This window comes from Phycisphaerales bacterium (genome assembly GCA_040221175.1).
GTDB lineage: Bacteria > Planctomycetota > Phycisphaerae > Phycisphaerales > UBA1924 > JAHCJI01.
In genome coordinates, this window is record JAVJVK010000007.1 from 164,377 (window position 1) to 178,925 (window position 14,549).

General features: G+C 68.5%; 10 protein-coding genes. 3 read left to right on the plus strand and 7 right to left on the minus strand.

Features of this window, described 5'->3' with window-relative positions; all coding sequences use genetic code 11:
- Positions 1-42: 42 nt before the first annotated feature.
- The 5 genes from RIE32_08335 to RIE32_08355 form a co-directional block, all read right to left on the minus strand.
- Entirely contained in the window at positions 43-1,134 is a 1,092-nt protein-coding gene (locus RIE32_08335) for an aldo/keto reductase (protein ID MEQ9096254.1), read from the minus strand.
- A 111-nt stretch (positions 1,135-1,245) separates the two neighbouring features.
- Positions 1,246-3,753, minus strand: a complete 2,508-nt coding sequence (gene bamA, locus RIE32_08340) for an outer membrane protein assembly factor BamA (protein MEQ9096255.1) — start codon at positions 3,751-3,753, stop codon at positions 1,246-1,248.
- A gap of 49 nt (positions 3,754-3,802) precedes the next feature.
- Entirely contained in the window at positions 3,803-4,945 is a 1,143-nt protein-coding gene (locus RIE32_08345; GenBank protein ID MEQ9096256.1) for a CPBP family intramembrane glutamic endopeptidase, read from the minus strand.
- A 147-nt stretch (positions 4,946-5,092) separates the two neighbouring features.
- Positions 5,093-5,428 (minus strand): PilZ domain-containing protein, encoded by a 336-nt coding sequence (locus RIE32_08350; protein MEQ9096257.1) that lies wholly within the window; start codon positions 5,426-5,428, stop codon positions 5,093-5,095.
- A gap of 138 nt (positions 5,429-5,566) precedes the next feature.
- Complete coding sequence (locus RIE32_08355) at positions 5,567-6,946, minus strand: glycosyltransferase (GenBank protein MEQ9096258.1); 1,380 nt, start codon at positions 6,944-6,946, stop codon at positions 5,567-5,569.
- 152 nt (positions 6,947-7,098) lie between these two features.
- Between RIE32_08355 and RIE32_08360 the strand changes: the two genes are divergently transcribed.
- Together RIE32_08360 and RIE32_08365 are read left to right on the plus strand one after the other, a co-directional pair.
- Positions 7,099-8,745 (plus strand): adenylyltransferase/cytidyltransferase family protein, encoded by a 1,647-nt coding sequence (locus RIE32_08360; GenBank protein ID MEQ9096259.1) that lies wholly within the window; start codon positions 7,099-7,101, stop codon positions 8,743-8,745.
- Positions 8,742-9,929, plus strand: coding sequence for a glycosyltransferase (locus RIE32_08365; GenBank protein MEQ9096260.1), 1,188 nt, complete (start codon positions 8,742-8,744; stop codon positions 9,927-9,929). The genes RIE32_08360 and RIE32_08365 overlap by 4 nt, the downstream gene beginning before the upstream one ends.
- Here RIE32_08365 and RIE32_08370 read toward each other — a convergent pair.
- Both RIE32_08370 and RIE32_08375 read right to left on the minus strand, forming a co-directional pair.
- The gene (locus tag RIE32_08370; protein ID MEQ9096261.1) at positions 9,877-10,365 is read right to left on the minus strand and encodes an NUDIX domain-containing protein; all 489 of its coding nucleotides are present in this window, start codon (positions 10,363-10,365) and stop codon (positions 9,877-9,879) included. The two genes, RIE32_08365 and RIE32_08370, sit on opposite strands and share 53 nt — an antisense overlap.
- Positions 10,362-11,210, minus strand: a complete 849-nt coding sequence (locus tag RIE32_08375; GenBank protein MEQ9096262.1) for an anthranilate synthase component I family protein — start codon at positions 11,208-11,210, stop codon at positions 10,362-10,364. The genes RIE32_08370 and RIE32_08375 overlap by 4 nt, the downstream gene beginning before the upstream one ends.
- Before the next feature lie 523 nt (positions 11,211-11,733).
- Between RIE32_08375 and ppdK the strand changes: the two genes are divergently transcribed.
- Complete coding sequence (gene ppdK / locus RIE32_08380) at positions 11,734-14,478, plus strand: pyruvate, phosphate dikinase (GenBank protein MEQ9096263.1); 2,745 nt, start codon at positions 11,734-11,736, stop codon at positions 14,476-14,478.
- The last annotated feature ends 71 nt before the right edge of the window (positions 14,479-14,549 follow it).

Consider the following 14,549-nt stretch of genomic DNA (forward strand, 5'->3'; position numbering starts at 1 on the left):
CCTCGCGGGCGGCCCTGTCCCCGCCGCGCTGCGGCGGATGCCCTACCAGCGTTCGTCGTCGGATTGGGGGGCCATCTTGGGCGCCTCGCTCTTGACGCCGTTGACGGTCGTCCCGCCCTGGATGGCGTTGTCGATGTTCGCCAGGAACGAATGCGGGAAGACGGGCTCGGGGGCGCTCAGCTCGTCGAGCCGCTTGGTCTCGTCCTCGGTCAATTCGAGGTCCAGGGCCTTGAGGTTGTCCTTGAGCTGGTCGAGCTTCCGCGCGCCGATGATGCAGCTCGTCACGCCGGGACGGTCCTGCACCCACTTGAAGGCGACCTGCGCGGCGCTCGTGTTGTGCGCGTTGCCGATCTCGATGAGCGCGTCGATGATCTTGAACGTCCGTTCGCTCAGGTGCTTGCTGTCCTTGTCGTAGCGGCCCTCGCCCTCCTCGGGCGTGTTCTCCCTCGTGTACTTGCCGCTCAGGATGCCGCCCTTGATCGGGCTCCAGGGCGTGACGCCCAGGCCCATCTCCCGCGCCATCGGCAGCAGGTCGTGCTCGACCGTGCGCTCCAGCAGCGAGTACTCGATCTGCAGGGCGATCAGCGGCGACCAGCTGCGGAAGATGGCCTCGTACTGGGCCTGCACGACCTTCCACGCGGGCGTGTCGCTGAAGCCGATGTAGCGGACCTTGCCGGCGCGCACGAGGTCATCGAGCGCGCGCATCGTCTCGTCGATGGGCGTGTGCTTGTCGTGGAAGTGCATCCAGTAGAGGTCGATGTAGTCGGTCTTCAAACGCCTGAGGCTCTGCTCGCAGCTCTCGTAGATGGTCTTGCGGCTCGCGCCGCCGCCGTTGGGGTCGCCCATGTACATGTTGCTCAGGAACTTGGTGGCGATGACCACGCGGTCGCGCCTGCCCTTGCCCGGTCCGCTCTGGAAGTAGTCGCCGATGACCGCCTCGCTGTGGCCCTTGGTGTACATGTTGGCGGTGTCGAGGAAGTTCCCGCCCGCGTCCAGGTACGTCGTGATGACCTGGTTGGAGGTCTCGACGTCGCTGCCCCAGCCCCATTCCTTTCCGAAGGTCATGGTGCCAAGGCAGAAGGGGCTCACGCGCAGGCCGCTGCGGCCCAGGGTGACGTAGTGGTTCAGGGGCATGATTCCTCCAAATTGGCAAAGCGATAAATAGGCAAATGAAGAGGATGCTGGACGGACCTCAATCCGATTTGCCCATCTGCCCATTTGCTGTTCTGCCCATTTACTCTGTCCTCAGAACGGCACTTCAACCGTAAACGTGAAGATCCGCGTGTCGTCGGTGGGCTCCTTGAGCACGGGGAAACCAAAATCGAACGCCAGGGGAACGGGCGTCAGCGCGGGCACGGTCATGCGCAGGCCCGTGCCCACGCTCATGCGCCAGTGGTCGAAGCCCGGGCGGGTGGTGATGGTGCCCATGTCGGTGAAGAAGACCAGGCGGAAGTTGTCGTTGAAGATGGGCTGCTGGATCTCGGCGCCCACGAACAGCTCCCACGTGCCGCCGATCTGGTCGTCGCCCAGCATGCCCGTGTCGTTGCGGATGCCTACCGGGCCGATGCCGCGCACGCCGAAGCCGCGGAAGTTCGACCCGCCCGAGTTGAGCCGCTCGAACACCGGCACGTCGCTGGGGGCGTCGGGGATGTAGCCCACCCGGCCGGTGAAGTTGGCCACCGTGGCGCGGCCGAGGAAGTCTTCCTGGATGGGCACGTACACCACCCCGCTGCCGCGCAGGCGGGTGAAGTCCCAGTCGTCGGTGAGCAGGCCGGCCTGCTCGATGCTCAGGCGCACGGCCGAGCCGCGCGTGGGCAGGAAGGGGCGATCGAAGCTGGAGCGCGACAGCGTGAGGCCCAGCACGTCGAGCATGCTCTCGCCCTCGCTCTCGAAGAGGTCCACCGGGCGGTCCGGCTCGATGTCGCGCACGCGCACCTGCTCGAGCCGCGTGGACAGCCCGGCCCGCCACTGGCTGCCAAAGGCCCGGCCCAGCGCCAGCGTGCCGCCCACGCGCGACTCGTCGTAATCGGTGTACTCGAACGAGCGGTAGAACGCCGAGGTGTCCAGGCTGTAATCGCCCTCGAACAGCTGCGGCTCGCCGAAGGAGACCTGGTAGCGCTCGCTGATGTTGCCCGGCTCGACGCTGATCGAGGCGCGCTGGCCGCCGCCGCGGAAGGACCGCCGCCCGATGAACTCGTCCCAGCTCTCGGGCCAGTCGGTGATGTCGAAGTTGCTCTCGCTGATGATGAGCTGGCCGATGACGCCCGAGTCGCTGCTGAGGGCGGCGCCGATGGCGAAGTTGGCCGTGCGCGCTTCCTCGAGGCTGATCAGGATGTCGCGGTGGTTGGTGTCGCCCACCGGATCCTGCAGCACCACGCGCACGTCGGGCCGGCCCAGGGGGCCGAAGAACCGCGTCTGCTCGAGCTGCTCCTGCGTGCGCTGGCCGGCCGAGTCTTCAACCAGCACGCGCTCGTGGATGTCCGCGGGCGTGTCGGGCTGGAGCTCGACGTACCGCATGACCACGCGCAGCTGCGTGATCGTGTTGCCGATGACGTTCACCAGGCCCACCCGGCTGGCGGGCCCCTGCCCGATGCGGACGCGCAGGTCGACCAGGTTTTCCTCGGCGTCGGTCAGGTCCTCGGTCTGCACCGTGCAGGTGGTGTAGCCCATGCGTGTCAGGGCGGCGTAGATGTCCTCGACGCTGCGGCGGATGAGCGAGGCGTTGTACACGTCGCCGGTCTTGATCGACATGAGCCCGCGCACCTGCTCGGGACTGAGCCTGGGCACGAAGCCGTCCTGGAACTGCTCGTCGGCGTATTCGACGATCACGTCGCGCACGGTGTACCGCTCGCCTTCGGCCACGTGGTAGACCACGATGACCTCGCGGTTGTTGGGCGCGTCGATGCGCTGCCAGCCGGCGCGCACGTCGATGTACCCGCGGTCGCGATAGAACTGGATCAGCGACTGCACGTCGGCCTCGGCTTCGGTCTCGTCGAAGCGGCCCTTCTCGAGCACGGGCTTGTACGTCTTCAGCTCGACCTGGGAGCGCAGCTGGCGATCGCTGAAGACCTCGTTGCCCTCGAAGCGCACGCCCGTCACGCGCAGGCGGCTGCCCTCGCGCACGCGCAGGAACAACTGGCCGGTCTCGTCGACCTCCGACAGGTCGGGCGTGACCTGGGCCTCGGTGTAGCCCTCCAGCGCGTACGCGCGCTCGATGTCGCGGGCCACGTTCTGGATGAGCACCGGGTCGACCGGGTTGAGCACCAGCACCTCGGTGAGCACCGAGATCTTCTGGTCGCTCAGGGCGCGGTTGCCCACCGGCTGGACGACGTAGATGAGCGGCTGGGGGTCGAGCGTGAACACCACCACGACCGACCCATCGTCCTGGGGCACCGCCTCGACCACGATCCGCCGGAACCGGCCCAGCCGGTCGAGCGTCCGCCGGTCTCGCAGCAGCATCTGGGGGTCAAGGGCCGACCCCGCCGCCGTGCGGATCTGCTGGCGGGCCATGGTCTCCAGCGTGGGCTCGAGGGGGGCAAACGCCCCGCTGTCGGTCGGGCGACGCAGCACGATGGCGCCGACCTTGCGGTCGGCGAATTCGGCCAGCGGCCCGGTGACCTGCTCGAGTGGTTCCTGGTCGGCGGTGGGCGCCTGGGCCTGCGCCGCGCCGGCCACCGCCAGCACGGCTGCGGCCGCGATGACGCGAGCCCAAGGCCCGCGGTGGAATCCCCGACTCGTGTGCGCCGTTCCCAAAGCCCCGGACAGTACAGCAGTTGGCCGCCGCAAACAAATCGGGCAGGGCTTAAGGCTGGTCCTCGGGCGTTTGGGCCGGCGGGCTGGCGGGCGCGGGCTGGCCCTCTTCGGGCTGGGCGATGGGCAAGCCCTGCTGGTCATACTGGGGCGGTGGCGTGGGCGTGGGGTTGGCCAGCCACAGCACCAGGGCGATGTTGATGGCGTTGAACCCCGCGTGCATGGCGATGGGCACGCCCAGGCCCTTGAATCGCTCGTAGGCCACGCCGATGGCCAGCCCGAGCACGAACAATGCCGGCACGGCGTGCCAGGGCACCTGATCGCCCGAGAGGTGGACCAGGGCGAACACGGCGCTGGCGATGATGACCGCCAGCCACGTTGAGCCCAGCATCCGCAGCAGGGCGGTCTGCACGAAGGCCCGGAAGATCAGTTCCTCGATGATCGCCGCGCCGAGGATGGCGCACGCGATGATCACCCACGTCCACGGATCGTCGGAGTTCTGCCGGATCATCTCCAGCGTCTTGTGGGCGATGGCGCTCTGCTCCTCGCCCGTGGCGTAGGTGAATGCCAGCCTTGAGACCTCACCGGTCGCCGCGACGACCGGGAAGGCAATGAGCACGGCCAGCAGGCCCAGGGGAACGTCGCCCGCCCCGAAGCGCATGCCCTCGTCGTGCTCCCGCTTGTTCAGCAGGTAGACCATGACCCCGCCGGCGAAGGCGCCGAAGATGACCGCGCCGAGCTGGGCCAGGGCCTCGTCGCGCGTCTCGCTCTGGCCCAGTGGTTGCACGGGCCCGCCCTGAGCGGCCAGCCACTCCCACACGACGGTGATCTGGCCGAACGCCTGGGCCCCGAAGATCTGGGCCGAGACGACGACGAAGGCGCCGAACAGCCAGACGGGCCACTGGAAGGCCACGACGTCTCGCTTGCCCGCCCGCTGGAACGAGCCGGGTCGGATGAAGTCGGCCAGGAACAGAATGACCAGCACCAGCGGCGCGGCCACCCGGATGATGATGGCCAGCCAGTCGCTGGTGGTCAGGGCCTTCACGCCCTCGCCCATCGGCGGGGCGCTCTGCACCTGCGCGAGCGTGTAGCCCCCACCAAAGCACGCGTCTGAAGCCAGCAGGCATGCCACACCGCATGCCGCCAGCCCCAGCCGGGGCGAAATCGCCCACGATCCTGTTTGGTTCAGAGCCACGTCGCTCAAGGCCACCGGCCCTCCGCCGCGCGCGGCCTTCGCGCACTCGTCAGCCCATCGGACGATCGTGCCCCGACGCGGAAAAAGATTGTTGGCAACTGGCAAAATCGATGCGTCGGCGGCGGGTTTCGCCCAGCCGACGCGGGGTCAGGCGGCGACGGCGGCCATCGCGCCCTCGTGCGCGAACGCCAGGCCGACGCGCTGCGAACCGTCCTCGGCAACCTTCACGTGGGCGATGCGCGCCTCGATCACGTCGTCGGCGTCTACCACCGCCCGGCTGCCATCGCCGATGATCACGTCCAGGGGCTCGCCCACCATCAGCGGGCGGTCGCTCTTGACCTCCAGCAACAGGCCACCCAGCGAGACGTCCAGCGCCTGCACCGGCAGGTATCGCAGAGCCCGGCGGACGAACACCTTGCCGGCCCGGTTCACGCTGGTCCGGCGGAAGCGGCGTCGATCGAGGTTGTCGGTGTGCGTATCCATGCGAAGCGTCCCCAATCTGCGGGGCCATCCGTGCCCTCGCAACCCTCAATATCGACACAAGCGACCGGATCCGACATTTTCCGAGCGCATCCGACAGCTTTGTTGGCCAAAGCGCAATTCCTGCCGACCGATAACGCCTCAGGCAGCCGGAGCCCGCTTGGCCTCGCGCCGCAGCCCCTCCACCGCCCGGCCGATCGCGGCTAGGTATGCGTCGGGATCTGCCTCCACGCGCCCGAGGGACTCGCGGATGGCCCGTGCCCAGGCAGCGCCGGTGTCCTCGGGATCGAGCCCCGCCAGGCCGTCGCCAGCGAGGATGAGGGCCGAGCTGACCGCCGATCCGTCTCGATCGGCGATCTCGAGGGCGGCCACCTGCGCCTCGGCCATGGCCTTGGCCACCACGGGGCTGGAATGATCGGCGTAGGCCTTCTCGCGGCCAGCGGCACCGAGCGCGTCGCGCCACGGCGCATCCATCAGCAAGCCGCCCACGCCACGGGCGATCGCCTCGGCCTCGGCCGGCATGCGCAGGCCCGAGACGCCGTGGACCACCTGCAAGGCGCACAGCGGATCGACGGCCAACACCACGGCGGTGCCCACCGAGAGCGCTTCGAACACCGCTGGCGGGTTGGTCTCGCTCGTGGCCGCATAGACCATGAGCGCGCACGTTCGCTGCGCCTGGGCCGCCTGCTCGGCCGTGGGGCTGGCGATGATCTCCAGGGGCACGCCCAGCCGCTCGGCCTGCTCGACGAGCGCGGGCGCTTCGGGCCCGTCCATCAGCACCTTGAGGCTCGCGTCGGGCCAGTCGGTCTTGCGCAAGAACGCGATGGCGTCGATCACCAGGCTCAGGCGGGCGCGCTTGGTGGCGGGCCCGAATGCCAGGATCGTGCTCTTGTCGCGCTGTTCGGCCCGCACGCAGCAGGTGTCTCCCAGCACGGGCATGGGCACCGTCCGGACGCGTTCGGCCGAGAGGTTGAACCTCCAGATCAGGTCATCGGCGACCGGCGCGCAGCCGGCCAGGACCACGTGGGCCGACGTGCACGCCAGTTGCTCTCGATAGGCCGCTTCGAGTGCCGCCCGAGAGGTCGAGCCGAATTCGCAGATCGACTGGCGGCTCCAGAGGTCGGCGCCCTCGGCCAGCAGAGCGGTCTTGACGCCCGCAGTCTGCAGGGCCGCGGTGATGGCAAGGGCCGTCGGGGCGGCCATGAGCCCCACGGACTGCACCACCACCGACGTGCTGCCCTTCAGTTGTGCGGCCACGGTGCTCGCGGCGCGGTCCTGGTGCTCGTGGGCGAGCGTTCCGCGGTCGTCGCACACGCACGTTGCGCCCAGGCTCCTGGCGAGTTCGGCGGCCTTCTGGGCCTCGTCGCCGCGATCATGGGTCACGAGGATCAGCTTGCCGTGCCGACGGGCCACGTCGGTCCACAGGGCGCGGTGACGCTCCAGGGCGCCGCTGCGGTCCAGTTGCACGAGCGTTGAGCTCTCGTCGAATACCAGTACCAGCGCGTCCGAGATCTGCTCCATTTGGATAGGGCTCCTGCGGTTTGGGGGTCGTGTCTGTGGAGCTTCCCACGGCGGCGGGGGTCGTCCCTCGAGGCGTTGTCTACGCAAACTTCGGCCGAAACAACCGGCATCTTCACTTCACTCGGCCAGATTGCGATGCCGATAAGCGGTTCGTGAGCACAACGACCCATCATCCGGCTATCAGACCCCTGGAGAAGCTCTTGGAATGGCGCCGGGGCCTGCGTGAACGCGGGCAGCGGCTGGTCCAATGCCACGGCTGCTTCGACATCGTCCATCCCGGGCACATCCGCCACCTGCGCTGGGCCCGGGCCCAGGGCGATGCCCTGCTGGTCACCATCACGGCCGATCAGGGGGTGAACAAGGGCGTGGGCCGACCGCTGATCCCCCACGATCTTCGGGCCGAGAACCTCGCCAGCCTGGACATGGTCGACGCCGTCCACGTGGTCGAGGCCCCCACCGCCGAGGGCATCCTGCGAGCCGTGCAGCCGGACGTGTACGTCAAGGGTCGCGAGTACCAGTCCAACGAAGATCCACGATTCGCCGCCGAGCGGGAGGCCGTCGAGGCCCATGGCGGCCGTGTGGTCTTCTCCTCGGGCGACATCGTGTTCAGCAGTTCGGCCCTGATCGCCGCGATCGAGGGCGGGCGAGACACGGGCGTGGACGCATCTACCGGAACGCTGGCGCAGCTGCTGCGCCAACCCGGCCTGCGAGATGAAGGCATCGCCCGGGCGCTCGAAGCCGCACGAGGTCGACGGGTGCTCGTCCTGGGCGAGTCGGTCGAAGAGGTCTACCGCGTGTGCCAGGCGCCGCAGATGGCCTCGCGCGAGCCGGTGATGACGCTTCGGCCCGCCGGAGAGCGTCGATTCGATGGCGGCGCGGCGGGCGTGGCCATCCAGTTGGCAGCCATGGGCCTGCGGCCGCTGCTGGTGACCGCGCCGCCCGCGGGCAAGCCGGGAGAACTGCTGGCCGAGCGGCTGCGCGGCTCGCGGGTGGCCCTCTCGCCCCTGCCGCCGATCGCCGAGCCCATGGTGATCGAGCACTTCGTGGCCGGCGTGCAGAAGCTGATGACGGTCGACCACGCCCGCTCCATGGCAACCGACCGGGCGCTGCCCGAGGCCGTGGCCTCGGTGGTGGCCGACCGTGCGAGCGGGGCCGACGCCGTCTGCGTGGCCGATCAGGGCCTGGGACTGCTGGCCGGCCCGGTGGCCCGGAAGCTGAGCGAACTGTTGAAGGAGCGACGCTGCGTCCTGACCACGAGCGCCCAGGCCCGCAGCGCCAACCCGTTGTCGATCCGCCACGCAGACCTGCTGTACGCCGCCGAGGCAGACCTTCACCGGGCGGTGGGAAACCCGTCGGGCAGCCTGACGGCATCGGCCTGGTCGGCCATGGATGCCGCCCAAGCCGGCGCGGCCCTGGTCGGGCTCGGGGCCGAGGGCCTGCTGGCCTTTGATCGACTGGACGAAGCGATCGATTCGGGCGACGGCTGGCCGACGCGCGTGCGTGCTCAGCCGGTGCCCAGCCTGGCGCCGCTATCGCTCGACTCGTGCGGCGCCAACGCCGCGGCGCTGGCCGCTGCGACGGCCGGTCTCGTCGGCGCCCGTGCCGCCGGGCTCGAGCCGGACGTACACGTGTGCGTGGCGGCGGTGCTGGCAGCCGTGGCAGAAGCCGACGCGATCTCGCGCCCGGGCATGGCGCTGGTGACGCATGGCTCGATGCGAACCGCCGTCGATCGGCTCTCACGCGCCCACCTCGTGTTTCGTCCGGATGCCTCGCAAGCGCCAGCTCGGGTGGCCTCGTGACGCCGGTCTCCTACGTCATCTGCACGCGCAATCGTCCGGCCGAACTGGCCGCGACGCTGCATGCGCTCGACGCCCTGCACGCCAGCGACCCCTCGCAGGCCGAGGTCGTCATCGCCGACAACGCCTCGGATGTGCCGGTGCGGCAAACGCTTCCCGACGTCACCATTCCCGTCCGCGTCGTCACGCTCGACCGCAACGTCGCCGCATCGGCGCGCAACCACGCCGCGGCCGAGGCCCGGCACGACTGGCTGGTTATGCTCGACGACGACAGCGCCCCCAGGGACCTGGGCCACCTGCACGTACTGAGCCGAATGGCCGACGACGTCGCCGTGGTGATGGCCGACATCACGCTGCCCGACGGCTCGCGCGAGCGCGGCGGGCTGCCCGAGGTGCTCGTGGGCTGCGGGGCGGCGGTGCGTAAGCAGGCTTATCTCGACGCGGGCGGATACGACGAGAGCTTCTTCTTCGCGGCCGAGGAGCCCGACCTGTGCGCCCGGCTGATCGACGCGGGCTGGCGGGTGGAATTCAGCCCGTGGTTCCGCGTCTTGCACCACAAGACCTCAACCAATCGCGACCTGAACCGCATGCTCCGGCTGCTGACGCGAAACCAGGGCGTCATCATCGAACGCACCACGCCTGCCCACGACCGCTCGTTCCTTCGCAAGGACCACGTCCGTCGGTGCGCGTGGATCGCAGAGAAAGAGAACGCCGTCGAGGGCTTCCGCAAAGGCCTTGCCGAGCTGCGCCGGATCCGACACTCGCTCGACCGCCGGCCGCTGAGCGAGCACCACTTCGAGCGATTCGTCGGGCTTTACCATGCGCGCGAGGCGGTCGAGCGGGCATTGTCGGCCGAACGATTCGACACCGCCAGGCTCGTGCACGAGGGCAAGCACGCCTGGGCCGTCCGACGGGCCCTCAGCGAGGCGGGCATCGAGATCGTCGACGACACGCGCGAGGCCGATCGCTTGGTCATCGGCACGCTCTCGCCCGGCCCGATGCTCGATGCCCTGGCCCTGATGCACGCCCGGGGCCAGGGAGCAAGCGTGCTTGTGCCCTGGGTCGAAGCGCCGCGCATCCTGGGCGTCGAGGCCGACGCATTCCCGCTCATGCCCAGCCTGCGACCGGCGGCGCTCACGCGTCGGGACGCAGCCGCAACGCCCGCTCGAGCTCGCATCCGCGCCTAGCGATCAAGCTGGCAGCTTCCGCACACGCACGCCACTGGCCGGGCCAGAGGAACGTCGCTTCTGCGTCACACGCGGGCACCCAGCGGTGGGCGTCGTGCGCATGGTCTGTCGAAATGTCCGGTTGCCACGCCGCGTGAACCAACACCGCAAAGCGGGGCGAGAGCACGACTGCATCGAGCGCCGCTACGAAGTAGGGGTGCACTTCCTCGAGCTGCCAGAAGCCCAGCCATGCGTCGTCGCCCGGCACGAGCCCGACCTCTTCGCCCAGTTCCCGGACAGCCGCTTGCATGGCGTCCTCGCCCTGCTCGATGTGGCCCATCACGGGCTGCCACGTGCCCGACAAGGGCTCGGCGGTCCGGCGGAGCTGGAGAAACTCGAGGTCGCCGGCCTGACGCATCACGTATACGTCGACCAGATCGGCCAGCACGCGGGTCACGATGCGTCGTCCTCGATCGTGGCGCCGATGGCGCGCAGCGGGCCGGCCTTGGCCAGCGTTTCGGCCCATTCGGCATGTGGCTCGCTCTGCGCGACGATGCCCGCGCCCACCGAGTAGCGAAGCTCGTCACCCACGACCACGGCCGTGCGGATGCCCACGGCCAGTTCGGCGTTACCATGCTCGTCGATCGTGCCGATGGCGCCGCAGTACGGCCCGCGCGGCGAGGGCTCCATTTCATGGATCACCTGCATCGCGCGGACCTTGGGGGCGCCGGTGATCGAGCCGGCGGGCAGTACGGCACGCAATGCGTCGTCGAGCGACAGTTCGTCCCGCAATCGGCCGCTGACGCGTGCGCTTGCCTGCCACACGCCGCCGTGCGTCGGTCCGTGCCGCTCGATCATGCGTGGCTCGTCGACGCGCACGCTGCCGATGGTGCTGACGCGGCCCAGGTCATTACGCATCAGGTCGACGATCATGGCAAGCTCGGCCTGGTCCTTCTGGGCATCGCGGAGATCGGCAAGCCCGGGGTCGGTCGCCGGCCGCGTGCCCTTCATGGGCTCGGTCGTCAGCGTGCGCGTGGCGGCGTCGTAGCGCAGGAGCAATTCCGGGCTGAGGCTCAGCACCGCCCGGCGATGCCCATCGCACAAGGGAGGTAATTCGAGGTAACAGCCAAAGGCCGGCATGGATGTGCGAGCCAGGTCGACGAACAACGCGCGGGGGCTGCCCTCGAATCGGCCCACCAGCGCATGCGTCAGGTTTACCTGATACATGTCGCCCGCATGGATGAGCTCGACCGCGCGCTCCACCGCGCGCTCGTATCCACGACGACCCCACGCGCTTCGCATCGGGCCCAGGCGATATGAGCCGGTCGCCTGCGTCGTTGTGGGCGTGCCGTCCGTGATCGGCAGCCATCCGCCATAACTCCACGCAGCCTCGGGATGCGCCCCGCGACCAGGCATGCCGGGCCCGGGCGCCGTGCTGGTGGGCTCGAGTTCGTGCGCGATCTCGTAGGAAACGAAGCCCGCGAACGATCCCGGTCCGATGGGGCAAAGCGCGTCGTGCGAAACGGGTTGCCACGGTCCGGCCCGGTGCACGAAGGCCTTGTCGGCGCGGACAACGATGGCTATCGGACCTGCATGACCAAGGCCCGGCGTTTCTATGGCACGGCACGCCGAGGCGGCCGAGGTGGAGACGGATTCGGATGGTGCGCTCGTCAAAGGCGAAAAGGTCCTCTAAGATCTGACTCCAAGCGATCGAAAACCTGCCGCCCGGCTTACCAGCGGCAAACCTTCACGCTAGGCAGGCCCGCATCGTGCGATGGGGCCTGGCGAGTATCCAACCAAAAGCCGAGTATAGGACGCGTCGCCGATGGCACCACCCGCAAAGACCTCCAAGCGTCACGCCGCCAAGACCACCAAGAAGGCCCCCACGGTCAAGAAGACCAGGCCCAACGTCGGCGGCAGGCCCCGCGATGCCAAGATGGTGTACTACTTCGGCAAGACCAAGGCCGAAGCCACCAGCGACATGAAGCAACTGGTGGGCGGCAAGGGCGCCAACCTCTCGGAGATGACCTCCATCGGCCTGCCCGTGCCCCCGGGCTTCACCATCACCACCGAGACCTGCGCCAAGTACTACGAGGGCGGCAAGCGCCTGCCCCACGGCCTCATGAACGAGGTCCACCAGAACATGTCGCTGGTCTCCAAGGAGATGGGCCGCGAGTTCGGCAACAAGGACAACCCGCTGCTGGTCTCGGTGCGCTCGGGCGCGGCCGTCAGCATGCCGGGCATGATGGACACCATCCTCAACCTGGGCCTCAACGACGAAGCCGTCGAGGGCCTGGCCAACGTCACCGGCAACCGGCGCTTTGCGTACGACGCGTATCGCCGCCTGATCAACATGTTCGGCGACGTGGTCATGGGCGTGGGCCACGAGGTCTTCGAGAAGGCCTTCGACAAGATCAAGATCAAGTACGAAGCGCGCACCGACAACGACGTGCCCGAGAAGGGCATCGTCGAACTGGCCGAGGCGTACAAGACCGTGTACCGCAAGGCCGTCGGCGACGAGTTCCCTCAGAACCCGAGCAAGCAGCTCGAGCTGGCCATCGAGGCCGTCTTCAAGAGCTGGAACGCCGACCGCGCCATCAGCTATCGCCGCCTGAGCGGCATCACGGGCCTGACCGGCACGGCCGTCAACATCCAGGCCATGGTGTACGGCAACATGGGCGACGACTCGGGCACGGGCGTGGCCTTCACGCGCAACCCCAGCACGGGCGAGAACAAGTTCTACGGCGAGTTCCTCATCAACGCCCAGGGCGAGGACGTGGTCGCGGGCATCCGCACGCCCCAGCCCGTCGAGGAAATGCCCAAGTGGAATGGCAAGGTCTACGACCAGCTCATCAAGATCAAGGGCACGCTCGAAGAGCACTACAAGGACATGCAGGACATCGAGTTCACCATCGAGGGTGGCAAGCTGTTCATGCTCCAGACGCGCACCGGCAAGCGCACCGGCGCCGCGGCCGTCCGCATCGCCTGCGACATGGTGCGCGAGCGCCTGATCACCGAAGAAGAGGCCATCCTTCGCATCCCCGCGGCCGACCTGATCCAACTCCTGCTGCCCAGCTTCGACGAGGGCGCCAAGCCCAAGGGCTCGGTGCTGACCCGCGGCCTGCCTGCCTCGCCCGGCGCGGCGGTCGGTAAGCCAGCGTTCACCGCCGAGGAAGCCGTCGAGCGCACCCACGCGGGCGAAGCGGTCATCCTCGTCCGCAAGGAGACCAGCCCCGAGGACGTCGACGGCATGCACTCGGCCGTGGGCATCCTCACCAGCACCGGCGGCATGACCAGCCACGCGGCGGTGGTCGCCCGTGGCTGGGGCAAGTGCTGCGTGGCGGGCGCGGGCGAAGTCATGATCGACGCCAAGAAGGGTGCCTTCACCGTCGGCGACAAGACCTTCAAGCGCACCGACACGATCTCCATCGACGGCACGACCGGCGAGATCATGCGCGGCGCCATCCCCACCGTCGAGCCCAAGCTGAGCGGCGACTTCGCCAAGATCATGCGATGGGCCGACAAGTACCGCACCCTCCAGGTGCGCACCAATGCCGACACGCCCGAGGATTCCCGTCGCGCCCGCGACTTCGGCGCCCAGGGCATCGGCCTGTGCCGCACCGAACACATGTTCTTCGAGGGCGAGCGCATCATGGCGATGCGCGAGATGATCCTCGCCGAGCACAAGGAAGACCGCGAGCGCGCCCTGGCCAAGCTGCTGCCCTACCAGCGCGACGACTTCATCGGCATCTTCACCGCCATGAAGGGCCTGCCGGTCACCATCCGCCTGCTGGATCCGCCGCTGCACGAGTTCCTGCCCCACGAGCCGGGCACGATCAAGGAAGTCGCCAAGGCCCTGGGCGTGCCGGCCAAGAAGGTCGAGCAACGCGTCTCGCAGCTGCACGAGAGCAACCCGATGCTGGGCCACCGCGGCTGCCGCCTTGCGGTCACGTATCCCGAAATCCTGGTCATGCAGGTGCGGGCCATCGTCGAGGCCATGATCAACTGCCAGCACAACAAGATCAAGGCCATGCCCGAGATCATGATCCCGCTGGTGGGCGTCGCCAAGGAACTGGGCGTGCTGCGCAAGCTCGTCGAGCAGACCATCCACGACGTACGGGCCGAGAACGACATCAAGAGCGCCCTCAACATCAAGATCGGCACCATGATCGAGGTGCCCCGCGCCGCCATCACCGCCGACAAGATCGCCGAGTTCGCCGACTTCTTCAGCTTCGGCACCAACGACCTCACCCAGATGACCTTTGGCTACAGCCGCGACGATTCGGCCACCTTCCTGCCCGAGTACGTGGGCCAGGAGATCCTGCCGGCCGATCCGTTCCAGCAGCTCGATCCTGACGGCGTGGGCGAACTGGTCAAGATGGCCATCGAGAAGGGTCGCGACGCCAACGATCAGATCAAGATCGGCGTCTGCGGCGAGCACGGCGGCGACCCTACTAGCGTGCACTTCTGCCACGCCGCCGGCCTTGACTACGTGAGTTGCTCGCCCTTCCGTGTGCCCATCGCTCGCTTGGCCGCCGCCCAGGCCGCGCTGATGCATGGCACCAAGTAAGCAGCAATCCAACACCAATGAACAACGCCCGCGACCGATCAGGCCGCGGGCGTTTTCGTTTGTGAGTCAGG

Coding starts and splice junctions, on each gene's coding strand:
- RIE32_08355 (MEQ9096258.1), bottom strand. CDS start 6,946: ATGGAGCAGATCTCGGACGCGCTGGTACTGGTATTCGACGAGAGCTCA.
- RIE32_08375 (MEQ9096262.1), bottom strand. CDS start 11,210: ATGCGAAGCGCGTGGGGTCGTCGTGGATACGAGCGCGCGGTGGAGCGC.
- RIE32_08350 (MEQ9096257.1), bottom strand. CDS start 5,428: ATGGATACGCACACCGACAACCTCGATCGACGCCGCTTCCGCCGGACC.
- ppdK (MEQ9096263.1), top strand. CDS start 11,734: ATGGCACCACCCGCAAAGACCTCCAAGCGTCACGCCGCCAAGACCACC.
- RIE32_08335 (MEQ9096254.1), bottom strand. CDS start 1,134: ATGCCCCTGAACCACTACGTCACCCTGGGCCGCAGCGGCCTGCGCGTG.